General features: G+C 42.0%; 16 protein-coding genes and 1 tRNA gene. 7 read left to right on the top strand and 10 right to left on the bottom strand.

Translation table 11 applies throughout. From position 1 onward, the window contains the following. The first annotated feature begins 1 nt into the window (after position 1). A complete protein-coding gene (nusA, locus tag G7092_RS27030) occupies positions 2-1,237 on the top strand; it encodes a transcription termination factor NusA (RefSeq protein WP_166094759.1) in 1,236 nt (411 codons plus the stop codon). 59 nt (positions 1,238-1,296) lie between these two features. Next, positions 1,297-4,332 (top strand): translation initiation factor IF-2, encoded by a 3,036-nt coding sequence (gene infB, locus G7092_RS27025; protein WP_166094757.1) that lies wholly within the window; start codon positions 1,297-1,299, stop codon positions 4,330-4,332. 56 nt (positions 4,333-4,388) lie between these two features. Here infB and G7092_RS27020 read toward each other — a convergent pair whose 3' ends face one another. Then, entirely contained in the window at positions 4,389-4,532 is a 144-nt protein-coding gene (locus G7092_RS27020) for a hypothetical protein (RefSeq protein WP_166094754.1), read from the bottom strand. A 297-nt stretch (positions 4,533-4,829) separates the two neighbouring features. On the opposite strand from G7092_RS27020, the gene G7092_RS27015 reads away from it, so the two are divergent. From G7092_RS27015 to G7092_RS26995, 5 genes are all read left to right on the top strand, one after another. Continuing rightward, complete coding sequence (locus tag G7092_RS27015; protein ID WP_166094751.1) at positions 4,830-5,576, top strand: hypothetical protein; 747 nt, start codon at positions 4,830-4,832, stop codon at positions 5,574-5,576. 91 nt (positions 5,577-5,667) lie between these two features. Continuing rightward, on the top strand, positions 5,668-8,463 hold the full coding sequence (locus tag G7092_RS27010; protein ID WP_166094749.1) for a TonB-dependent receptor: 2,796 nt from the start codon (positions 5,668-5,670) through the stop codon (positions 8,461-8,463). Between the two features lie 4 nt (positions 8,464-8,467). Further along, positions 8,468-9,631, top strand: coding sequence for a DUF4249 domain-containing protein (locus G7092_RS27005; RefSeq protein WP_166094747.1), 1,164 nt, complete (start codon positions 8,468-8,470; stop codon positions 9,629-9,631). Positions 9,632-9,682: 51 nt separating this feature from the next. Then, complete coding sequence (locus G7092_RS27000) at positions 9,683-12,070, top strand: hypothetical protein (protein WP_166094745.1); 2,388 nt, start codon at positions 9,683-9,685, stop codon at positions 12,068-12,070. A gap of 210 nt (positions 12,071-12,280) precedes the next feature. Continuing rightward, positions 12,281-12,354 (top strand) — tRNA-Asp (locus tag G7092_RS26995). Positions 12,355-12,457: 103 nt separating this feature from the next. On the opposite strand, the gene G7092_RS26990 is transcribed toward G7092_RS26995, so the two are convergent. From G7092_RS26990 to G7092_RS26950, 9 genes are all read right to left on the bottom strand, one after another. Next, a complete protein-coding gene (locus tag G7092_RS26990) occupies positions 12,458-13,747 on the bottom strand; it encodes a TolC family protein (RefSeq protein WP_166094742.1) in 1,290 nt (429 codons plus the stop codon). Positions 13,748-13,759: 12 nt separating this feature from the next. Further along, on the bottom strand, positions 13,760-16,861 hold the full coding sequence (locus G7092_RS26985) for an efflux RND transporter permease subunit (protein WP_166094740.1): 3,102 nt from the start codon (positions 16,859-16,861) through the stop codon (positions 13,760-13,762). A gap of 18 nt (positions 16,862-16,879) precedes the next feature. Next, a complete protein-coding gene (locus G7092_RS26980) occupies positions 16,880-18,001 on the bottom strand; it encodes an efflux RND transporter periplasmic adaptor subunit (RefSeq protein ID WP_166094738.1) in 1,122 nt (373 codons plus the stop codon). 94 nt (positions 18,002-18,095) lie between these two features. Continuing rightward, a complete protein-coding gene (gene mgtA, locus G7092_RS26975; protein ID WP_166094736.1) occupies positions 18,096-20,807 on the bottom strand; it encodes a magnesium-translocating P-type ATPase in 2,712 nt (903 codons plus the stop codon). A 10-nt stretch (positions 20,808-20,817) separates the two neighbouring features. Further along, a complete protein-coding gene (locus tag G7092_RS26970) occupies positions 20,818-21,369 on the bottom strand; it encodes a manganese efflux pump (protein WP_166094734.1) in 552 nt (183 codons plus the stop codon). Between the two features lie 8 nt (positions 21,370-21,377). Continuing rightward, positions 21,378-22,085 (bottom strand): MgtC/SapB family protein, encoded by a 708-nt coding sequence (locus G7092_RS26965; protein ID WP_166094732.1) that lies wholly within the window; start codon positions 22,083-22,085, stop codon positions 21,378-21,380. After that, positions 22,069-22,272, bottom strand: a complete 204-nt coding sequence (locus G7092_RS26960; RefSeq protein ID WP_166094730.1) for a hypothetical protein — start codon at positions 22,270-22,272, stop codon at positions 22,069-22,071. The genes G7092_RS26965 and G7092_RS26960 overlap by 17 nt, the downstream gene beginning before the upstream one ends. A gap of 199 nt (positions 22,273-22,471) precedes the next feature. Continuing rightward, on the bottom strand, positions 22,472-23,839 hold the full coding sequence (locus G7092_RS26955; RefSeq protein WP_166094728.1) for a HAMP domain-containing sensor histidine kinase: 1,368 nt from the start codon (positions 23,837-23,839) through the stop codon (positions 22,472-22,474). After that, positions 23,836-24,516: a response regulator transcription factor gene (locus G7092_RS26950; protein ID WP_166094726.1), complete on the bottom strand. Its 681-nt coding sequence runs from the start codon at positions 24,514-24,516 to the stop codon at positions 23,836-23,838. Before G7092_RS26950 ends, G7092_RS26955 begins: the two co-directional genes overlap by 4 nt. Positions 24,517-24,607: the final 91 nt, after the last annotated feature.

Genomic DNA, 24,607 nt, shown 5'->3' with positions numbered 1-24,607 from the left:
AATGAGCAATATTAATTTAATTGATTCTTTTCAGGAATTTAAAGATTTCAAGAACATTGACCGCCCAACCATGATGAGCGTTCTGGAAGACGTTTTCAGAAGCATGATCAGGAAAAAATATGGCACCGATGAAAATTGCGACGTAATTGTAAACACAGATAACGGTGACTTAGAGATCTGGCGTACCCGTAAGGTAATGGAAGATGGCTTTAGTGAGGATGACGACCTGGAAATAGAATTAGCCGAAGCGCAGCTGATTGATGCCGACCTGGAAGTAGGTGATGATTTTATTGAACAGATCACGCTGGAAAGCTTTGGTCGCCGCGCTATTTTAGCCGCCCGCCAAACACTGGTTTCTAAAATTCTGGAACTGGAAAAAGACGAGATCTTCAAAAAATATAAAGATCGTGTTGGCGAAATTGTTACCGGCGAGGTTTACCAGGTTTGGAAAAAAGAAACCCTGGTGCTGGACGATGAAGGCAACGAGTTATTGCTGCCAAAAACCGAACAGATACCGGCCGATTACTTTAAAAAGGGCGACAGCGTAAAAGCGGTTGTACATAAAGTAGATATGCTGAACAGCAATCCTAAGATCATCATTTCGCGTACCGCTCCTGAGTTTTTACAACGTTTGTTTGAACTGGAAGTACCTGAGATTTTCGATGGATTGATCACGATCAAGAAAATTGTACGTGAACCGGGCGAAAGAGCTAAAGTTGCTGTGGAATCATATGACGACCGTATTGATCCGGTAGGTGCCTGTGTGGGTATGAAAGGATCACGTATACACGGTATCGTTCGCGAATTAAAAAATGAAAATATTGACGTGATCAATTTCACCAATAATGTTCAGTTATATATTCAACGTGCTTTATCACCGGCCAAAATAACTTCTATTAAGTTGGATGATGATAAAAAGACAGCGGCAGTATATTTAAAGCCTGATCAGGTATCACTGGCCATTGGCCGTGGCGGTCATAATATTAAACTGGCTGGTAAATTAACCGGCTATGAAATAGATGTTTACCGCGAAGCAGACGAGCATGACGAGGATGTGGATATCGAAGAGTTTTCAGATGAAATTGACAGCTGGATTCTTGATGAGTTTAAACGAATTGGTTTAGACACCGCGAAATCGGTACTTGCTTTAACAGTAGGCGAATTGGTAAAACGTACAGATCTGGAAGAAGAAACTGTAAAAGAAGTGTTATCAATATTGAGTGCTGAGTTTGAATAAGCATAGAAACCAAAATTAAAATCGTATTTTTGCGATAATAAGCAGAGAAATTATAATAAATGTCAGAAGACAAATCAATAAAATTAATTAAAGCAGTAAAAGAACTCAACATTGGTATGAGTACCATTGTCGATTTTTTGGCTACAAAGGGCTATAAGGTTGAAAAACAACCTATGGCGAAGCTGGATAGCGACATGTACTCCGCATTGTTGAAGGAGTTTGCTGTTGACAAAAGTATTAAGGAGGAAGCGAAGCAGATCAGTATCGGAAAGATCAGAAAAGAAGAGCCTGCTGCGTTTCCGGAAAAACCGGTTGAAAACCGCCGTTCAAGAGATTTTGAGAACGAAGAGATATTGATCAAAAACACAGGTCACTATGCTTCGCCGCAGGCAGAAAAACCAAAACCTGTTGAACCAGTTGCCGAAAAAACTGACGAACGTAATGACGTTTTGCCGGGTGTTAAGGTAGTGGGTAAAATTGACCTTAATAACCTGAATGCGAAGCCTCAGCCAGTGGCTGAAAAACCGGCAGAGCCAGTAAAACCAGTAGAGGTTGTTAAACAACCAGAAGTGGTAGTTCCTGAGCCCAAACCGGAACCAAAGGCCGAAGCGCCGGTAGAAAAAGCCCCGGAGGCTCCAAAAGTGGAAGAGCCAAAGCCACAGCCTGTTGTTGAAACTCCAAAAGCTGAAGAACCAAAAGCCCCGGTAACACCACCGGTTGCCCCGGTTGTACAGGCACCGGTAGTTGAAGCTGCTGCTGATGAAAATCAGGAACCTGATGTGATCAGGGCAAAAGCCGAAAGACTTACAGGGCCTAACGTAATTGGTAAAATACAATTACCTGTTAACGCTCCTAAGCGTAATCCGGTGGCATCATCATCAAACGCTAACAACGCTGATCATAAGCGCAAAAGAAAACGTAAAGATAACCAGGGTAACCCTCAGCATGGCGGCGGTCATCAAGGCGGTGGCAATCACCAGCAACCGCAGCAGGGACAGGGACAAGGGCATAATAATCCACCTGCAGCAGGCGGAACCATTAATCCAAACCGTCCTGACTTCCGGAACCGTGGTAATAATCCGAATGCTGGTGGGCCTAACCATGGTGGTGGAGGCGGCAATCGTCCTGACTTCAGGAACAACCGTAACGCCCCTCAAAACAATACACCAAAAGAGGAACCATCTGAAAAAGATATACAAGACCAGATCAAGGCTACACTGGCCCGTTTAAGCGGAGCTGGTAAGTCGGGTAAATTCGCGCAGAGAGCCAAATTCCGTCGTCAAAAACGTGATGATGTGGCCTCTAGTGCCGAAGAACTGGCATTGGAGCAAGAATTACAGTCGAAGGTATTAAAGGTTACTGAGTTTGTAACCGCTAACGAACTGGCATTGATGATGGATGTATCTGTAACGCAGATTATATCTACCTGTATGAGCCTGGGATTGTTCGTATCTATTAACCAAAGACTTGATGCCGAAACTCTAAGCATTGTTGCCGATGAGTTTGGTTACCAGATAGAATTTGTAAAACCACAGGATGAGGAAGCCAATCTGGAGCAGGAAGATGATCCTGCCGATCTGGTACCACGTGCGCCGATAGTGACCATTATGGGACACGTTGACCACGGTAAAACCTCCCTGCTCGACTTTATACGTAAAACCAACGTAATAGGCGGCGAAGCCGGTGGTATTACCCAGCACATTGGTGCTTACGAGGTAACCCTGCCTGGCGATAAAGGTAAAATTACCTTCCTGGATACTCCGGGTCACGAGGCGTTTACCGCCATGCGTGCAAGGGGTGCACAGGTAACTGATATTGTAATTATAGTAATTGCTGCAGACGATAGCGTGATGCCACAAACCCGCGAGGCTATAAACCACGCGCAAGCTGCCGGAGCACCTATTATTTTTGCCTTCAATAAAATTGATAAGCCAGGCGCTAATGCCGATAAGGTACGTGAGCAGCTTTCGGCTATGAATATTTTGGTGGAAGAGTGGGGTGGTAAATACCAAACCCAGGAAATATCTGCAAAAACAGGCTTAAACGTTGAGCTGCTTCTAGAAAAAGTATTGCTTGAAGCCGAATTGCTTGAACTGAAAGCTAACCCCAATAAACGTGCCGTAGGTACTGTTATTGAAGCTGCTCTGGATAAAGGCCGTGGTATTGTTACCACGATCCTGGTACAGGCCGGTCGCTTAAAAGTGGGCGATCCGATACTGGCAGGCTGTTACAGCGGTCGTGTTAAAGCTTTAACTAACGAGCGTGGCCAAAGGGTTGAATCTGCAGGGCCGTCAACACCGGTACAGGTATTGGGTATGCAGGGTGCGCCTACAGCAGGTGATAAATTTAACGTGCTGGAAAGTGAAGTTGAAGCCCGTGAAATTGCCAACAAGCGTTTGCAATTACAGCGTGAGCAAGGTTTACGTACCCAGAAACACATCACTCTGGATGAGATCGGCCGTCGTTTGGCAGTTGGTAACTTTAAGGAGCTGAACATTATTGTTAAAGGTGACGTGGACGGATCTATCGAAGCATTATCCGATTCATTACTGAAATTATCAACCGAGCAGATACAGGTTAATATTATATCTAAAGCTGTTGGTCAGATCTCTGAATCTGATGTATTGCTGGCTTCCGCGTCTGACGCGATCATTATCGGTTTCCAGGTTCGTCCGTCAGGAAGTGCCCGTAAACTGGCCGAGGCTGAGCAAATCGACATCAGGTTGTATTCTATCATCTACGATGCGATCAACGAGATCAAAGCCGCGATGGAAGGTATGCTTGCACCAACATTTGAAGAGAAGATTGTTGCCAATGTGGAAATACGTGAAACCTTCAAGATCAGCAAAGTGGGTACCATTGCAGGTTGTATGGTGTTGGATGGTAAAATTAACCGCAACAGCAAAATCCGTATCATCCGCGATGGCGTGGTAATTTACACTGGTGAACTGGCTTCACTGAAACGCTTTAAAGATGATGTGAAGGAAGTAAATGCCGGCTATGAATGCGGTTTGAACATCCAAAACTTTAACAACATTGAAGTAGGTGACATTGTTGAAGCTTATGAAAATGTAGAAGTGAAACGTAAGTTGTAATAACAGCTTTTCAATATTGTAAAATAAAAAAGGCCCTTTTAAGGGCCTTTTTTATTTTACATTTTGTGATGACGCGGATGATGTACCACATGATGGTGATGACGGTGCACCACATGACGACGATGATGTGTTTGCGCGCTGGCTGCGGTGTATGTAAATGTTGCAAATAATACAACCGCTAATATTTTTAGAGCTTTCATAAAATTCTTATTTAGTTTATTATACCTGATAGACAGATATTTTGATCGCCGGTTTAATCAATATAGGTGTAATATTGGCGTTTCATTCTGGATTGAGATCAGTTATGATTATCTGCCGGGCTACTATAATGTGCCATTAGGTCTTCTTTAATCGGTTTAGCGCCATGTAGAGATATCATTTGCGCGCCTAGTTATTGTAACATAATTAATACAATGAAAGGGCGAGCTTAACTATTTTTCGTAACTCTTTGATTTTTAATTAAAAGTAACGTAAATTCCATTCTTTATAAAACCTAAATGATCAGAAAACTATTGCTGGGTGTTATCGTAACCATTCTCTTCTTTATTACGAAACAAACCCTGGGTCAAACTTTATCAGCAGATACATCTGAACAGCGCATTGCTATGACGCACATTGCAGATGCCTACAATACTGCTATTGGCCAACAATCACGCTTATATAACGGGGTTGAATATGAACCGTATAATCCAGGCATCAGAGGAAACGCCTATTTCCAGGATATCAATAAATTTACTCCCGGCACAGTCACTTACGATGGCTTATTTTTTAAAGATGTACCCATGATGTACGATCTGAATAAAAACGTTGTGGTGGTACTCCTGTACAATAAATTCTCCATGTTTACACTGTTAAATGAGCGGGTTGAGCATTTTGATCTGCTCAGCCATCATTTTGTAAATATCATAGCAGATTCACTGCATGCTAATGCTGGTATAGACGCAGGTTTTTATGATGAGTTATATCATGGCCATGTTGTTGTGCTGGCAAGGTACTCAAAATCACTCCAAACAACCTCTGTTTCAAGTACTATCGAAACATATTTTTCATCAAGTAAAAGTTTTTTCCTGAAGAAAGGTAGTAATTATTACAGCATTAGCGGGCAGGGAGCCTTGCTTGATATTTTAAAAGATAAAAAGAAAGAGCTGCAGCAATACATCAAAGCCAATAGAATCAAATATCGGAAAGGCCCGGAAGAAGCTATGGTTGCTATAGCTAGCCGGTATGATGAGTTATCCAGATAATATATACTAAACACAGGCGGTAAAATAGTATCCTGATGATAAGGATGTTAATTGATTTGCTACTGATACGGTTAAAAAAATAAAATTGCCGATGAAAAAAATTTACTTTCTGGTTTTCTGTTTTTTGATACTTACTAAGCTGGGTTTTGCCCAGCAGGGTACAACAACATCAATAAGTGTAAATGTTCAACAGGTAAACATTGATCAATTTGTAACTGAATTGGAAACAAAAACCGGATTTCATTTTTACTATAACCCCATTCAATTCGATAGTTTAAAAATTTCTGTTGAAGTAAATAATAAGCCGATTGAAACTGTGCTGGATATGGCTTTTAAAAACACTGATTTTCATTACGCCATTACCGCACAGCGTCAGGTATTTCTTACGCGCGGACGCGAGATACAAACCAGGCTACCTGCTGGCTTTTTCGGCAATAAACCGGGAGCAGCACTATCTGCAACAAAAGAGTCTATAAATACTACACCTAATAATACCGTAGCTGATTTTACTGATGAAAAAGAAAAAAAGGTTCCGGAAGCTACTACAGAAAATAAATTATATGAAATAGGTACTAAAACAAACACCATTCAACCCGGCAAGGCTACCTTATCGGGATATGTGCGTGATGGTAAATCGGGCGAATCAGTGGTAGGCGCTAGTATTTATGTTACCAATACCAAAACCGGTGTGGCTACAGACCAGTTTGGATACTTTACCATGGTATTACCCAAAGGACGGCAAATTCTAAGCATAAGGGGCATTGGCATGCGTGATACGCGGCGTCAGATAATATTGTATGCTGATGGTAAACTGATCATTGAAATGCAGGAACAGGTAACCAGTTTAAAAGAAGTAAAAATATCTGCCGAAAAGGTAGCCAATGTTCGTAATGTACAATTAGGTGTAAACCGGCTTGATATTAAAAGTATTAAACAGGTGCCAACGGTATTTGGTGAAGCTGATGTATTACGGGTGGTATTAACGTTGCCCGGTGTACAGTCGGTAGGTGAGGCTACAACCGGCTTTAATGTCCGCGGAGGCTCTGCCGATCAGAACCTGATATTGCTTAATGATGCTACTATTTATAATCCATCGCATTTTTTTGGTTTCTTCTCCGCATTTAACCCCGACATTGTAAAAGATATTGAGTTATACAAGAGTAGCATTCCTGAAAAATTTGGCGGACGCCTGTCTTCTGTATTAGATATAACAGATCGGGAAGGCAATAAAAAGAAATTTACCGGATCGGCTGGCATTGGCTTAATAACCAGCAGGCTCAATGTGGAAGGGCCTATTATTAAAGATAAAACCTCATTTATATTTGGTGGACGTATCACTTACTCCGATTGGTTATTGAAGCTATTGCCCGACGCATATAAACATAGCCAGGCCTCCTTCTACGATCTTAACTTTGATATAAGCCACCAGATAGATGATAAAAATAATCTTTATTTGACCAGTTACCTGAGCCACGATAAGTTTAAACTTAACAGCGACACGGCCTATAGTTACAGTAACAGGAATATCAATATCAAATGGAAACATAACTTTAACGATAAGCTGTTTAGTTTGATAACAACCGGCATCGACAGGTATCAATATGATATAGCCAGTTTTGATAACGTGGTAAATGCCTACAAACTTAATTTTGATATCAATCAAACCAATCTTAAGGCCGACTTTACTTATTACCTTAATCGGAAAAATACGGTTGATTTTGGTGTAAGTACTATTTACTACAAATTACATCCGGGTAATTTACAGCCCAATGATGTAAAATCATTAGTAGCGCCCGACGTAGTGCCGGCACAGCAGGCTTTGGAAAGCGCGGCTTATGTAGGGGATAAATATGATATCACCGACGATCTTTCATTAAGCGCCGGTATCAGGTATTCGCTTTATAATTACCTGGGTCCGCAAACGGTTTATAATTATGCCCCCAATTTGCCAAAAACAAGCGCAAACTTTGTAGATAGTACTACCTATGCTAAAAACAAAGTGATCAAAACGTATTCCGGACCCGAGTTCAGGCTTTCGGCGCGATATAACCTGGGCGATAATACTTCGGTAAAAGCGGGATATAATACCTTGAGGCAATATATACACCTGCTTTCAAACACCACGGCCATAGCACCAACCGATGTATGGCAGCTGAGCGACCCGAACATTAAACCCCAATATGGCGACCAGGTATCCTTAGGCTTATATCGTAATTTTAAAGCAAATACTATTGAAACATCGGTTGAGGTTTATTATAAACGATTAAGGGATTATTTGGATTACAGAAGCGGCGCTAATCTGCTACTTAACCATCATATTGAGAATGATGTGTTGGGAACGCAGGGTAAGGCCTATGGTATTGAGTTCCTGATCAAGAAAACAACTGGCAAAGCCAACGGGTGGATCAGCTATACCTACTCACGTACATTTTTGAGACAGGATAATGTGAATGAAGGTGAACTAATTAATGGAGGGGCCTATTACCCAGCCAATTTTGATAAACCACATGATTTTAATTTTATTGGTAATTACCGGTTTTCGCACAGGTTCAGCGTATCATTAAATGTAACTTATAGTACTGGCCGACCAATTACCTTGCCTATTGCTAAGTATGAATATGGAGGTTCTGAAAGAGTATTTTATTCAGACAGAAATGCCTACCGTATACCAGATTATTTCAGGTCGGATTTTTCAATGAATATCGAAGGCAATCATAAGATACATCAGCGAACACATAATTCATTCACTCTAGGAGTTTATAATCTTACCGGAAGGCAAAATGCGTATTCGGCTTACTTTACAGCGCAAAATGGTGTTATCAGTGGTTACAAGCTATCCATATTTGCTAAGCCGATACCATTTATTAATTATAATATCAGGTTTTAAACAAATGAAAATAAACAGATTTATCTATATCACGGTGCTTGCAGTTATAGTTAGCTGTAAAAAGCCATATAACCCACCTATTGTGAGTAGCGATAATCATTACCTGGTTGTAGAGGGAGTAATTAACAGCGGTAATGATTCTACTATAATTAACCTGAGCAGAACAGTGAAGTTATCAGAAAATGTAAGTACGCAATTAGTAGCCAATTACACCGTGGTTGTAGAAGGAGAACAGGGCAATAGTTATGCTCTGCAATCAGAAGGGAACGGCATATATGATATTGGCCCTATGCATCTTGATCCTTCAAAAAAATACAGATTACATATTACAACCCCAGATGGCAAGCAATACGCATCAGATTATGAAATGGTAAAACCAACGCCGCCTATTGATAGTGTTGGTTTTACTCCCAAAAGTAATTACCTGCAGATATATGCCAATACGCATGATGCAACAAATAATACCCGCTACTACCGGTGGGATTATTCGGAAACCTGGCGTTTTCATGCCAAATTTCAATCAAGCTTTATTGTTGATGGTAATGAAGTAAGAATAAGACACGCTAACGAAGCAATATATTATTGCTATGCGAATGACAAATCCAGCAATATAGTGTTAGGTTCATCAGAAAAGCTCACGCAGGATGTCATATTTCAGAGTCCTATAACTACCATATCATCAGATGCAGAAAAGTTGGAATTACGGTATAGCATATTGCTTAAGCAATATGCACTAACCAAGGCCGCGTATCAGTTTTGGGAAAACCTAAAAAAAAATACCGAACAATTGGGTAGTATATTTGATGCGCAGCCTACTCAATTACAGGGAAATATTCATAATATAAACGATCCCACAGAGCCGGTGATTGGGTATATAAGTATTACCAATTCACAATCGAAAAGAATATACATCAATAAGGGGCAACTACCAAATAATTGGACAGAGAAGTATCCTTATGATTGCGGCATGCCCGATTCTGCCTTTTTTTCGCATCCCAAAACAGGAGCAAATGATGTGTTATCCTATATTATTCAGGGCGGAGGAATACCTGTAGACGCAATATATACCCAATTTGGAATAGCAGGATATACTTATTCATCCCAAAGTTGTGCAGACTGTACGATACGGGGGAAAGTACAGAAGCCTTCATTCTGGATAGACAATTGATAAATAAGTATACTACTATATAAATATAGAACTAAATGTCAGGCATCTGTTATGAAAAAAGTTAAGGCGATTGCTAAAATCATAGCTTTATTAATTACCGGTTTATTGCAGCTCCATATAAGTTGTTCCGCACAGGCATTTGATCAAATTGCCAATAACTTTAATCGATACCAGCGCGAAGTTGTAGAAGAAAAAATATTTGTACATACAGATAAGAGCACTTATTTGCCCGGCGAGATCATCTGGTTTAAAATTTATAACGTTGATGCTAACCATCATAAGCCAATCAATTTAAGCAAGGTTGTATACATAGATGTGCTTGATCATGAGCAGAATGGGGTATTGCAAGCAAAAATTGCCATGAAAAATGGTGTAGGAAGCGGGTCTTTATATATACCGGTGTCATTAAGTAGCGGTAATTATAAATTAAGAGGTTACACCAACTGGATGAAAAATTTTAGCCCTGATTATTATTTTGAGAAAACAATCCTTGTCGTTAATCCATTAAGAACGCCGGAGGCAAAAACTCCCCAAACACAGGTCGATTATGACGTGCAGTTCTTCCCTGAAGGAGGAAATTTGATCAGTGGTATTGCCAGTAAAGTAGCTTTTAAAGTAACAACCCCCAATGGCCTGGGATTGGAAGCTTATAAGGGCTTTATTGTTAATGATCATAATGACACGGTAGCCCGGTTTGAACCACTGAAATTTGGTATGGGGAGCTTTACCTTCAACCCCGATATGAATAGCACGTACAAGGCTATTATTAAAACAACGACGGGAAACATAATTGCTAAAGAACTACCGGCTATCAATAGTCGGGGTTACACTATGCAGTTGAAAGAGAATGGTGGGCAACTGGAAGTCACGGTAAATGTTGCCGGTATCAGTAGTGGAGAAGTGTATCTTTTTGCGCACACCAGGCAAGTAGTTAAAATAGCCGAAAGTGTCGGAATTAGCTCTGGAATGGCCAGTTTTACAATTGATAAGGCAAAACTTGGTGAAGGGATATCGCACATTACCATTTTTAACAACGCCAAACAACCCGTTTGCGAACGACTTTATTTTAAACGTCCTAAACAACAACTATTCATCGAGGCATCTGCTGATCAGGCACAATACGCAACACGCCAAAAAGTCAATATAAATATTGGAACTAAAGGTGCAGCAGGAAGCCCCTTACCTGCCAATTTATCCCTGTCCGTTTTTCGGATCGATACGATACAGCATGCAGATGAGGGCGATATTGTGAACTACCTATGGCTGAAATCGGATCTGCGCGGAAATATTGAATCACCTGGTTATTATTTTAAAAACATTAACACAGAAACAGATGCTGCCTTGGATAACCTGATGCTTACACAAGGTTGGAGAAGATTTCAGTGGAATAATATATTGAACGGTAAGTCTGCAGCATTTAATTTTTTACCGGAGTATAACGACCATCTGATAAGCGCTAGGGTAACTAATACCATTACAGGTCATCCTGCAGAAGATATATTAGTTTATTTAAGCGTTCCGGGAAAAAGAGTTCAGTTATATGCATCAAAAAGCGATTCATTGGGTCGGTTGATATTTAATACTAAACAACTGTTTGGCCCTGGCGAAATTATTGCTCAAACAAACTCAGAACGGGATTCTACTTTTCGTATAGATGTTTTAAGCCCTTTTTCTGAGCAGTATACAAAATATAACATGCCAGGGATAAATATAACACCAGGTATGCAAAAAACGTTGGAAGAGCATAGTCTGGCTATGCAGGTGCAAAATATATATGCAGGCAATAAAATAAAGCAGTTTTATGACCCAGGAGTTGATAGCTCCGGTTTTTTCGGAAAGCCATATAAAACGTATCTTTTAGATAACTATACCCGCTTTACTACGATGGAAGAGGTACTGCGCGAATACATAAGGGAGGTGAATGTTGTACAGTCACATAAAAGATATCATATAAAAGTATTGAATGACAAAGGATTTTTGGATGGTGACCCCTTGGTTATGCTTGACGATGTGCCTGTGTTCAATATAGATAAAGTAATAGCTATCGACCCATTGAAGGTTAAAAAACTGGAAGTAATCAGAGATAGATATTATTATGGTCCATCGGTGCAGGAAGGTATACTAAGCTATACAACTTATAAAGGCGACCTGGGAGGGGTTGAAATGGATCCGCACGCCGTGGTACTTGATTACGAAGGTTTGCAGCTGCAGCGGGAGTTTTATTCGCCGGTTTATGATACGGAAGAGGTGGTCAAAAGCCGGATACCTGATTTTCGAAATCTTTTATTTTGGCAACCTAATGTCAATATCAACACTGATGGCAAAGGGCAATTGTCATTTTATACCTCTGATCAAACCGGGAAATTTATAGGTTTAATACAGGGATTGACCCCAAATGGAGATGCTGGCAGCCGGTATTTTACCTTTGGTGTAAAATAAATTAAAAAAAGTTTAGAAGGCCTTAAATGAAAATTATTGAAGCAATTGCAATTGCTTTGACTTGGTATTGAGTTGTTTATAAAAGCTAATGATAATAACGGATTATACATAATATCCCCAGGAAAGAGTAATGTATCCATAATAAATAAGTTTTTTTTCAAAACCATTTGCGTAATACAAAAAGCTGCGTATATTTGCAGACCCAAAAACGGAGTGGTAGTTCAGCTGGTTAGAATACATGCCTGTCACGCATGGGGTCGCGGGTTCGAGTCCCGTCCATTCCGCCTCGATAATAATAAGGCCCTTCAAATGATATCATTTGAAGGGCTTTTGTTTTTAAGCTATATGCACCTTAAAATAGCATAGAAAGAATAAAGCAAGAGGGAATCATTGAAGATCCCAAATGCCTGACGAACGTTCCAGCGTGATCAATGCAGCTGCGTAATTGTATAAAGACTGATAGTAGCTCTCTTGTACATCGTTATAGGTTCGCTGAGCATTCAACACTTCCAGTAAGGAGGTTTCACCGCGTTTATAACTATATATTTTACCATTCAACACTTTCTCGGCATCTGCTATTAAACCATTTTTATACTGCTGAACCTGTTTTTGAGCCGATTTATAATTAAAGTACGACTGGATCACATCTGCCTGGATCTGCTGTAAAACCTGGTCGTATTGAACGGCTACCTGTTGAATGGCAAAATGAGCGGCTTTCAAATCTCCCTTATAATGATTGGAAAACTTTAATGGAACACTGAGTCCTGCATTAACAGAGTGATAAGTAGGGGTAGGTGCAATTTCATTGGTAGATGCTCCGCTAAATTGCATGCCGGTGTTTACCCCTAAATCAATTATCCGGTTTGCTTTTACCAGCGACAGATTTTTCTCAGCAACAGTTTTGCTGTTTTGCGCCGCCACAGCATCAGCTCTGTTATTTTGGGCATTGTTAATTAATTGAGTCAGCACAAATGCTCTTTCCAGATTATCAGAACCTTTGGTAGGAACAAATAAAGTATCCATATCCTTATTCCCGGTAAATACACTCAGTTGTACCAGGGACGATTTCCAGTCGGATTCATTTTGGATAACGGAATTAAGAAAACTACTAGCTTCTAATTTAGACTGCCTGGCATCTATCTGAGCAATAGCTCCAAGTTTAAAACGAACAGAATCGGCATCGGCCAGATGCTTCATGGTTTGATATGAGTTTTCCTGTACCCGAAGTAAGTCCTTTTGCTGGATGGCGTTATAATAAGCCAAAGCGGCATCTGCCCTAAGGTTCCGGAGGTAATCGGTCAACAATGCCCTGCTCAATTCAGTCTGACTTTTGGCCAGGTTAATCCTGGCGCTACGCTTGCCTCCTAATTCAAGCGTAGCTCCCAAACTAAAATTTACACCTTGGCCTAAATGAAGTTTTTTTTCCTGGTTATTGTAGGCTCCTACAGTTAGCTGAGGATCAGGGAAAACTTTAGCGCTTTCTATACCAGCTTCGGCAATGCTGACATTATATTGTTGTGCCAACAGGCCCAGGTTTTGTTTACCTACCAGGTTAAGATACGGCACGAGAGATAACTTTTTGGAATAAGTTAAATTAGTATCTATTTGTGCATAAACATTAACGGCAATACCAAAGGCAATTGCAAACGTTAAAATGTATTTGAAGATGAGTTTCATAAATATTGATAGTTATGCTTCTTTTGCTGAGGGTTGAAAATCATGATTGCCCCATTTGCTTTCTATGAGGTAATACAAAGCCGGCAAAACAAACAGGGTAATAGCTGTGGCCACAAAAAGACCGTAAACGATTACTGTTGCCAATGGTCGCTGCACGTCGGACCCGATGCCTGTAGCTAATGAGGCTGGGAGCAAGCCTAAAGCTGCAACGGTGGCTGTCATTAATACCGGGCGGAAACGATGCCTTGTTCCCTGTATTACCGCATGGAGTATGTCGGAGCCTTTTTTACGCAGATCATTGATATGCGAAATCAAAATAACGCCATTTTGTATAGCGACACCAAACAAGGCGATAAACCCTACTGCCGAAGACACGTTCAACGTCATGCCGCGCACGTTTAGGGCCAACATGCCACCGAATAAAGCCAGTGGGACGATGCTTAAAATAAGTCCTGCCTGCCTGAATTTACCAAAAGCCCCATAAAGTAACAGGAACATGATAGCCAAAGCCAGGGGGACAATAACTGCCAATTTTGCGTAGGCCCTATTTTGATTTTCAAACTGACCGCCCCATGCTATCTGGTATTTTTCTTTATCGTATTTAACCTGCTGGTTTATTTTTGCCTGGGCTTCTGTTAAAAAAGTCGACAAATCAGTTCCTCTTAAATTAAGACGTACAGTAAGCTGGCGACGGTTCATTTCCCTGGAAATAGAACTTTCCCCTATATCCGTTTTTATTTCGGCCACTTGTGATAAAGGTATTTTAGCGCCTGTTTGGGAAGTGAGCATCAGGTTGGCGATTTTTTCGGGAGTATTACGGCTTTCTTCTTTGTAGCGACAAATCACATCATAAACCTTATCTGATATAAAAACCTGGGCTACTGCTTTACCGCCGATAGCCACCTCAATTAACTCGGCTACATCACTCATGTTTAGCCCGTATCTTGCCACAGCATCCCGGTTTACTTTGATCTGCAATTGCGGAAGCGGTGGCTCCTGGTCTATAGCAATATCAACCGCGCCTTTCACCGTTTGTAGGGTAGATACCGCAGCTTCGGCAATGCGGCGGGTTTCTTTGAAATCATTGCCAAAAACTTTCAGCACCAGTTCGCTATGGGCTCCGGCAATTTTATCCATTACCCCATCGATCATTGGCTGCGTAAAAGCGACTGAATAACCGGGCATGGCTGCGTATTCTTTTGATAATTCATTGATCAGATCATACTTGGTTTTGCCACCTTCCCATTCGTTGTATGGTTTTAAGCCCACTGAGACTTCAAAGTGCGAAGGAGTAAAGTAATCGGTACCATCATCATTGCGGCCCGCCTGAACCGTTACATAAGTAATTTCGGGATGTTTAAGTGTTGCAGCCCGCAAAGCATCGCTCATTTGCTGCGACTTTTGAAGCGTTATGCCCGGCGGCAAAGAAACTTGCAGCCAGATGGAGCCTTCATCCAAAGGAGGTAAAAAATCCTTACCTACCGTTACCGACAAAATAACCGCACCTGCGAAAGCCAATGCCAAAGGAATGAAAACCCGCTTGGGTTTATTCATGATCTTAGTGATCCGGCTTTCATATTTGGCCGACAGATACTCCAGCCATTTGTTATGGTAAAGCTTCCTTGGTTTACGATACACTGCATAGGCTAAACCCGGAATAAGCAATAAGGCTACGGCTAATGCACCTAAAAGCGCATAACCTACGGTGAAAGCCATCGGAGTAAAAAGTTTCTTCTCTACACGTTCAAAAGAGAATAGGGGCAAATATGCGGTAATGATGATGATGGTAGAAAAAAGAATAGGTTTTGCTACTTCCAGCGCTCTTGCGCTTATGGTTGTTTCTTCCAGTACCTCGTCAGGATTTTTTTCTCTTTTTTTAAGGATGGTTTCCATCATTACGATGGCGCCATCTACAATGATCCCAAAATCAATGGCACCCAGGGAAAGCAGGTTAGCCGGGATATTGGTAAACTTCATCAAAATAAAGGCGACCAATAAAGCCAACGGAATGGTGATGGCCACAATGAGTGCACCGCGCCAGTTACCCAAAAATACAATGAGCACAATGATTACCAGGGCCATCCCTTCTAAAAGCGTATGGGAAACGGTATCCAGGGTTTTATTGATGAGGTTTGTGCGGTCGAGATAAGGTCTGATGGTAACGCCTTCGGGAAGTATGTTCTTATTCAAATTATCAACGGCCTGGTGTATACCTTCCAACACAACAGAGGGGTTCTGCCCCTTCAGCATTACCACGATCCCTTCAATGCCATCGTTATGATCAACCTTTCTATCGGTATAGCCCAGCACCCCTTTACGTTCCAGGGTGCCAAATTTAAGCTCACCTACATCTTTGATCAGAACGGGTACGCCGTTAACCGATTTAACAACAACATCGCCAAGTCCCTGAAGATCTTTTACCAATCCTATACCTCTTACCACGTATCCCTGTTCGCCACGATTTAAAACACTACCACCAGCGTTGGTATTATTGTTATTGATGGCGGTTTGCACATCGGTAAGCGAAAGATGATATTGAGCCAGTTTGTCCGGATCAATCTCTACCTGGAACTGTGTGGTGATGCCACCGAAGTTGGCTACATCGGCCACGCCAGTAACCTGTTTAATGCGGGGGATGATCACCCATTGCTGCAGATCGGTCAAAGCCCTCAGATCATGGTTGGTGCTTTCGATAATATACCGGTATACTTCGCCGGTTGGTGAGGTTAAAGGATCAAGACCAGGAACGGCGCTAAAAGGTAGCTGAACACCGGCCAAGCGCTCCTGTATCCTTTGCCGGGCCCAATAATCGTCAACCCCATCATCAAATACCAGTGTGATGAGGGAAAGGCCAAAAAGGCTGCGGCTGCGCATCACGTGCATGCCCGGTAACCCGTTCAATGAACGCTCAATGGGTATAGTGATCTGCTGTTCTACCTCTTCTGCCGCGAGGCCCGGAACCTGTGTTACTACCTGCGAAGTTACATCGGCAATATCGGGATAGGCTTCAATAGATAATTGTTTCCAGGAGTAGTAACCAAAGAAAGCCAGAAGCACAAATAAGGCCACAAAAAGCCAGCGCTTTTTTATTGCGGTAAATATTAATTTTTTCATACAGTATAGGTTATAAGGTTACCGTGCTTCCAATAAATAAAAGCCACCTTCTGAAATGATCGTGTCGCCACTTTTTAAGCCGGATGTGATAACTACGCGGTCATTGTCGTTTCCGCCGGTTACTACTTTTCGTTTAATATATTTTCCGTCGGGCGAAGCCACAAAAACGAAATTGCTTCCGCTCATTTGTAACAGGGCAGTTTGAGGTATCAAGATGGCAGATGTAGGGGCGTCAATAAAATCTACTGTGGCATACATGCCGGGTTTAAGTGCATGGTCGGTATTGTTACACTCCATCAACACCTGTACACTTCGGGTATCGTCATCAACGATATCATTTACGTGATATACTTTGCCTTTGAGGTGTTTCCCGGGCAGGGCAGATACCTGAATATCGCATTCATCCTGTTGATGTACATACCGGATGTCTTTTTCTTTCACCTGTCCGGCTATCCATACTTTTGACAGATCGGCTACGGTAGCTACGCTGGCCGCATCATCTTTTATAAATTGTCCTAATACTACTTTGTTATCTACCACTTCGCCGTTAATGGGAGCGTGTACCACCAATGGCTGACCCAGGGATAGTTTTTCAGGATCGGCTTTGAATATCTTAATACCGATAACCGCATTTTCATATTCCTTTTTTTCGACCTCATAAGCAGTTTGGGCTTCTTCCAGATCTTTTTGCGTACCCACGCCATTAGCCATCAGATCCTGTTGCCGTTTTAAGGTTTTTTGAGTTTGCAGCATCTGCGATTTTTCCTGGAAAAAGATTTTTTGCGCGGTTATAAAATCCGGAGAGCTGATCTCAAACAAGGGTGTTGATGGGGTAGTTTTCATACCTAAGTGCAAATACGTCTTAGTAACCCTTCCCTGAAAAGGAGGAGCTATTTCTGCGTACTGCGTTGGTATGGCTTTGATAATACCTGTGGTGATGATCTGTAAACGGTAAGGTTCGTCTTTTAAAGTAATTGTTTTAAGTCTGTCTTTTAAATGGGAGTGGGAGGTGACCGTAATGGTATCGCCCTGTACCGCAAATAAGTTAGCAACTTGCTCTGTGCTATGTTCATGGCATGAGGCTGCCACCAGCCCTGTGCCTATAATGCACAGGGCAACATGAAAATTGTTTTTCATCATGTTGAATTATAGGGGTTTAAATATGTTATAAGTGTTGTATTGCCGGACGGCCCTCCCCGGATCTTTGCTCCTTGTTCCTAAAATCCTTATTTCATCAAAGCCATTGATTGAATTTTTTAATGTACCATGTTTTAACCAGCTGGGTGAGTACACAATAAGCTGTCAGTATGCCAATTAACCAGGGGAAATAAATTAGCGAAAGTGGCTGCATCTTTAAACTTTCGGCAAATGGCGAAAACGGGATCAGGATACCTATCACCATAATGAGTGAGGTTAATGCGATGATGGGTGTGGTTGCCCAGCTTTGTATGAATGGTATTTTACGTGTCCGGATCATGTGCACGATGAGGGTTTGGGATAACAGACCTTCGATAAACCACCCACTTTGAAACAGTTGCTGATGGGCCGGACTATTGGCCTTGAATACAAAGAACATAACCGCGAAAGTGGCATAATCAAAAATAGAGCTGATAGGGCCGATATACAGCATAAACCGGGTGATGCCCGAGGCATCCCATTTTTTTGGCTGCTCTATAAATTCTTCGTCCATAGTATCCCAGGGGATAGATATCTGCGATACATCATACAATAAATTTTGAATGAGGATTTGAACAGGAAGCATAGGCAGGAAGGGCAGGAATGCGCTTGCACCCAACATGCTGAACATATTGCCAAAATTACTGCTCGCGGTCATTTTAATATATTTGATGATGTTGCCAAATGTCCGGCGGCCATAGATCACGCCTTTGCGCAAAACCATCAGATCTTTCTCGAGCAAAATAATATCAGCACTTTCTTTGGCGATATCCACGGCAGTATCTACGGAAATGCCAACATCGGCGTCTCTTAAAGCTGCCGCGTCATTAATACCATCGCCCATGAAGCCAACAGTATGCCCTTTGGACTGTAATATTTTAACCACCCGTGATTTTTGTAGAGGACTAAGTTTGGCCAGGATAGAAACATCATCTACCTGGTGTTTCAGTTCGTCATCACTCATTTGTTCTACGTCGCTTCCGAGCAGGATGCGGCTGTAGGGTATGCCCACATCGCGGCAGATTTTTTTAGTGACGATCTCGTTATCGCCGGTGAGTACTTTTACATTAACCCCAAGCTTCTGTAAAGCCTCGATAGAGGTTTTTGCCGATGGTTTCGCGGGATCAAGGAAACCGATAAAGCCGGTAAGGATCATGTCCTTTTCGTCATCTACAGAATAGGTGAGGGCCCGGTCGTCAAACTCTTTAATAGCCACCAATAAAACCCGCAGACCCTCGGCATTTAGCTTTTTAGAAGTATTGAGGATCATGTTTCTCCGGCTTTCATCCATCGGCATAATCTTGTCCGACTCGATGTGTAATTGTTTATCCTCGCCGGGATCAAAAGCGTAATTGCACAAATCGAGCATTTCTTCCACCGCGCCTTTACAGATGAGTAAATGTTTGCCATTCCGTTGTTTTAAAATAACAGACATCCGGCGGCGCTGAAAATCAAAAGGGATCTCGTCAACTTTTAAATAGTACTCTTCTACTTTTAGATATTCATGAATTTCTATATGCTCCAGAACAGCTACGTCCAATAAGTTTTTCAATCCGGTTTGGTGAAAACTATTCAGATAGGCCCATTTTAATACTTCTTCATCCTCATCTCCAAAAATGTTCAGGTGTTTTTCCAGCACAATTTTATCCATGGTTAGCGTACCAGTCTTGTCGGTGCACAGAATATCCATGGCACCTATGTTTTGAATGGCACTAAGTCGTTTGATGATCACCTTTCTTTTGCTCATGTTAACGGCGCCTTTAGCCAGGTTGGCCGTTACAATCATGGGCAGCATTTCGGGGGTTAATCCTACTGCAACCGCAATGGCAAATAAGAGCGCTTCCCACCAGTTACCTTTAACCAACCCGTTGATTAAGAATATCAGGGGAACCATAACCATCATGAACCGGATAAGTAAATAGCTTACTTTATTTACACCTTTGTCAAAACTTGTTTCGGCGCGTTTGCCAACAATGTCTTTACTAAGCGAACCAAAATAGGTTTGATTGCCGGTGTTTACGCAAATGGCCATAGCCGAACCACTCACCACATTGGTGCCCATAAAGCATATATTATCCAGTTCAACCAAAGGTTTGCTGTCTGCATCCCGCACGGGGAAGCTCCTTTTTTCAACCGGTAAAGATTCGCCGGTTAACATGGCCTGGCTTACAAAAAGATCTTTGGATTGCATGATGCGGCAATCTGCAGGGATCATATCCCCGGCCGAAAGAAATACAATATCGCCAGGTACCAGTTTTTTAATATCGAATTCTTTTTTACCAACTGGTTTCCGTAAAACGGTTGCCGTGGTGGTAACCATGCTTTTGAGCTGCTCGGCTGCCCGGTTACTCCGGTATTCCTGAACAAAGCGTAACAGGGCGCTGGTCATCACCATAATGCCTACCATGAGCACGGTTTTATAATCGGCTTCTCCGGGCTTGGCCAACCAAACATCCAGTATAAATGATATGGCAGCAATAATAAGCAGGATACCAATGAAGGGATTGATAAAAGCCTCAATCAGTTGTTTGAACCAGGACGGTGCTTTTTCATGATGCACCTCATTCAAGCCAAATCTTTCCAAACGATCCTTAGCCTGGGCCAATGACAGGCCTTCCAGAGCGCTATCCAGCATGGCCAGGGAAAAATCCAGATCATGGGATGAAGCGTTCTTGAGTTTGGTTGCCGCGGCTTCTTCATTGCCGTTCAGCAGGATCTTTTTTCCGTCAGCTGCCACTTTTCTTAGTGAGGTTTTATTGATAGTCAGCATTCCTTAATATTTATAGGGTCTTTAAAATGAGTATTAATGTACCGGCTAATAACATTCCGGTACAGGTAAAGCGAATAAAGCGCAGAGGTTTATAGAGCTGTAAGCGGCCTAATATGATGCCTGCGTTCAGAAAGATCAGAATAGCGCCCGCTAACCAGTAGTTTAGCCTTTGATCATGAACGTTTAACCATTGCACAGCTACGCTAAATAGGAAAACGTACATAGAGGTACTAAAAGCAAGTAGTAAAAGATTATCTGGTGTATAGCTAATCACCGGATGAGTAACCTTCTGCTGAAAAAGCTCTCTGCAAATATTAATAGTCACAGACAATAGCAAACCCATACCCAGCAAATTCGGATTGCTACCAGTTAAGTAATGCGCCCAGCCTCCAACCGTTTTACCCAATAGCAGCATTTGATACTGGACTATAAAGAGCAGCAACAGGATAATAATCCATTTTTTATTGGATATAGAAGCGGTTTTGCTCACGGTTAATCCGGCTATCATCAGGTTGTCGGCAGCTATACCTATGGCTATTAATATAATGGCGTATAGTATCATTTTAGTTTCTACAGATCGTTTTCATGACCGGCTTTATTCCAGCTTACTTCATAAACCTGATGCTCTATGGTAAGGCGGCCTGCTATTTTTTCCATGGTGGCATCTTCATTTCCATTAGCCAGGATCTCGGCGGTGATAACGGCTATGGTGCTGTCATTATCGTCGGTACTTTTGAGCGAACGAAGCAGAATCTTTTCATCATGATTGGTAAACTGCAGCAGCAATACGCGGAGATGATTTTCAACCTCCTGCCTGCATTTAATGATGATGAGATAGTGCACCGGAACGGATGCATCCTTATGGATAGGCAGCTGACTTAGCCGGGTTCCCAAAGGACGCATTACTACATGGGTAATAATAATAAATGCCGACCCGATACAGGCTTCTGCAATAAAACCTGTACCACAGAACGCGCCCACAGCTGCTGAACACCACAGGGTAGCTGCAGTGTTTAAGCCCCTGATGTTAACGCCATCTTTCATGATGACGCCGGCACCCAGGAAACCTATGCCACTTACCACATAAGAGGTTACACGACCAGTGGCATCACCACCTATCTTTGCCGCTAAGGCTACAAACATGCTTGCTCCCAGTGCTACCAGCATATTGGTGCGGAGGCCTGCCATCCGTTGCCGCCACTGACGCTCGGTACCGATCACAGCACCGAGTATAAAGGCCACGGTTAGCCTTAAAGTGAAATCATAAATTGTGAGCATGGCGAATCTTCCTCCTTTTTTTGAGTTGACGGTAATCGAAAAGTTCGCCGGCAGGGCTGCTGAAAAAGATATGATTAGAAAATACCTCTTGTTCGGCACCGTTATTGGTAGCGGGCATATGGTTTGAACTTCCACCATCTCCCAGATAGTGGCGGTTCAATTTGCTGAAAGTCAGAAATTTGAACATAACGCTGTTGTTGTGCCGGCCTCATCAGCATAACAGGGTTATGTAATAGGCGGGCGGTTAACTATTAATTATTAAATACGATTCGGGGCCTGAGTCCATCTGTTGTTTTTTATTGTGCAGCAAAAGTAAGGCGACTTTTTGAAAAAGGCCGTTAGAGGAGAAACAGAAATTTATTAGAAATTTATTAGAAAAATAAGGGCTAAACGTGGATGAGTGATATGGTAAAAGTGCTGCCTTTATTTTCTGTAGAGGCAACAGTAATACTGCCCCCATGCATGGCGATTATTTTATCGGTTAAGGATAAACCTATGCCGTTGCCCCAGGTAAAATCCTTATTGGTGCCCCTGTAAAATTCCGAGAAAATATGCGGAATATCCTGTGGCTTGATACCAATACCATTATCTTTAAATGCCAGGATTACTTTGTCATGCAGGTACGTGATGGTTACGGTGCACAGATGATCGGGCGAGAATTTGCAGGCGTTTTCCATGAGGTTGATGAATGCCACTTTCAACAAGTATTCATTCCCCATCACAGAAATATTATCGTCATTTTCTATTTCCTGCTCAAACAATACATCCACATTAAAACCATCCATTGTTTTAATGACGGTTTCGCGGGCATCCATTAATAATTCATCCACCCGCAGCTCTTTCATCCTAACCTCCTTTTGGTCAAAATTGGCTTTAGCCAGATCGAGCAGGCCGTTGGACAGTTTTACCAATCTTTTAGCGTCGTGCAGCGATAGCTGGATCACCTCTTTATACTCCGTTATGGAACGGTCTTTTATCAACGCTAGTTGCAATTCCCCAACCACCGTTGCGAGTGGAGTGCGGAGTTCATGGGAAATGTTATTAACAAAACTTTTTTGTGCATTAAAGGAGTTCTCGAGTCGGTCGAGCATCTGGTTGAAAGTGATGGCCAGTTCGCCAATTTCGTCCTTTTCGCTTTTTACGGGTACACGCATATCCAAGCGGGTTGCTGTAATTTCTTTTACATTATCAATAATCTCGGCAACAGGTTTCAGGGCCCTGCCGGCAAAGTAATACCCTGCAATAACGGTAAAACAGATAATGATGATAAACGATATGATCAGCGTGTTTTTTAATTCGCCAAGACGTTGGATCCCATATTCGTCATTGGCGGCAGCTGTAAGGACATAGTTTTTATCATGATGGGTATATAAAAGCCCAACCACCTGCAAACTGCCCTGGTCAAAGGTGATCTCTTTCTGCTCAACGATCTGATCGATCATTTTCCGGGTTTCTTTTACTTTATCAATCTGCACCGCATCATGATATAATAGGTTAAACGAGGTATCGTAAACGGCCACCTCTTCCTCGAACAACGAGTTGGCGGAATTTTTATAGATCAATTGTAATACCGATGGGGCAACTTTAGCATCAAAAAGCAGGTTGGCTTTGGTTATGGCCTCTCTTTTAAGTTGTTTGAAATATTCATCCTTACGGGTTTGTGCCGAAGAAATGTATATGAATATAGAAAAGGCCAGCAGGAGCACCCCGAACAATACTAAAAACAACAATAAAAGTTGGTTCCTGATCTTCATCCTTCTTTAAAAATAAAGCCCATTCCCGGCTTGGTGTGTATGAGTTTGGTGGCGAAATTCTTATCGATTTTTTTTCGGAGATAGTTGATGTATACATCAATAAAATTGGTACCCGAATCAAAGGTATCCCAAACTTTTTCGGCTATTTCGGTTCTGGATAAAACTCGCTGGGCGTTCTTCATCATATATTCCAGTAGGCGAAATTCTTTAGGGGTGAGGTCGATCACCTCATTATTCCTGGTCACGATTTTGGTTTGCAGATTCATTTCCAGATCGGCAAAGCGTAAAATAAAACCCTGGTTAAAAGTGTTGTTATGCTGAACCCGGTTGGTTAGGGCGCGGATACGTGCATGAAGCTCCCGGAAATCAAAGGGTTTTACCAGGTAATCGTTAGCTCCAGCATCAAAGCCTTCTACTTTATCGTCCGTAGTACCTAATGCAGTCAGCATAATGATAGGAATGTCGGGTCTTGAACTTCGTATTTCTCTGCACAGGTCTATCCCATTGATCTTTGGAAGAATGATATCCATCAGGATCAGATCAAATTCTTTTGATAAGGACAGTTTTTTTCCCATTTCCCCGTCGTATGCAAGCGTTATCTGGAAGCCATGTTCTTCGAGACCTTTTTTGATCAGCTCGGCTACTCTTTGTTCATCTTCAATAACGAGTATGTGCATAGGATATCATTTACCTGCAAATCTCTGTATAATATTTGAAAAACTGCTAAGTGCCATTATAAGTGACTTATGGAAATCGCTTTTAGTTCAA

The organism is Mucilaginibacter inviolabilis (genome assembly GCF_011089895.1).
Classification (GTDB): Bacteria; Bacteroidota; Bacteroidia; order Sphingobacteriales; family Sphingobacteriaceae; genus Mucilaginibacter; species Mucilaginibacter inviolabilis.
Note: the sequence above shows the minus strand (reverse complement) of the source record. Positions and strands in the feature narration are given on the sequence as shown.

Bases quoted from the DNA above. Each gene is read 5' to 3' on its own strand.
- G7092_RS27005 (WP_166094747.1), top strand. From the start codon at position 8,468: ATGAAAATAAACAGATTTATCTATATCACGGTGCTTGCAGTTATAGTT.
- G7092_RS26985 (WP_166094740.1), bottom strand. From the start codon at position 16,861: ATGAAAAAATTAATATTTACCGCAATAAAAAAGCGCTGGCTTTTTGTG.
- G7092_RS26955 (WP_166094728.1), bottom strand. From the start codon at position 23,839: ATGAAGATCAGGAACCAACTTTTATTGTTGTTTTTAGTATTGTTCGGG.
- mgtA (WP_166094736.1), bottom strand. From the start codon at position 20,807: ATGCTGACTATCAATAAAACCTCACTAAGAAAAGTGGCAGCTGACGGA.
- infB (WP_166094757.1), top strand. From the start codon at position 1,297: ATGTCAGAAGACAAATCAATAAAATTAATTAAAGCAGTAAAAGAACTC.
- G7092_RS26970 (WP_166094734.1), bottom strand. From the start codon at position 21,369: ATGATACTATACGCCATTATATTAATAGCCATAGGTATAGCTGCCGAC.
- G7092_RS26960 (WP_166094730.1), bottom strand. From the start codon at position 22,272: ATGTTCAAATTTCTGACTTTCAGCAAATTGAACCGCCACTATCTGGGA.
- G7092_RS26950 (WP_166094726.1), bottom strand. From the start codon at position 24,516: ATGCACATACTCGTTATTGAAGATGAACAAAGAGTAGCCGAGCTGATC.
- G7092_RS26980 (WP_166094738.1), bottom strand. From the start codon at position 18,001: ATGATGAAAAACAATTTTCATGTTGCCCTGTGCATTATAGGCACAGGG.
- nusA (WP_166094759.1), top strand. From the start codon at position 2: ATGAGCAATATTAATTTAATTGATTCTTTTCAGGAATTTAAAGATTTC.
- G7092_RS26965 (WP_166094732.1), bottom strand. From the start codon at position 22,085: ATGCTCACAATTTATGATTTCACTTTAAGGCTAACCGTGGCCTTTATA.
- G7092_RS26990 (WP_166094742.1), bottom strand. From the start codon at position 13,747: ATGAAACTCATCTTCAAATACATTTTAACGTTTGCAATTGCCTTTGGT.
- G7092_RS27010 (WP_166094749.1), top strand. From the start codon at position 5,668: ATGAAAAAAATTTACTTTCTGGTTTTCTGTTTTTTGATACTTACTAAG.
- G7092_RS27015 (WP_166094751.1), top strand. From the start codon at position 4,830: ATGATCAGAAAACTATTGCTGGGTGTTATCGTAACCATTCTCTTCTTT.
- G7092_RS27000 (WP_166094745.1), top strand. From the start codon at position 9,683: ATGAAAAAAGTTAAGGCGATTGCTAAAATCATAGCTTTATTAATTACC.
- G7092_RS27020 (WP_166094754.1), bottom strand. From the start codon at position 4,532: ATGAAAGCTCTAAAAATATTAGCGGTTGTATTATTTGCAACATTTACA.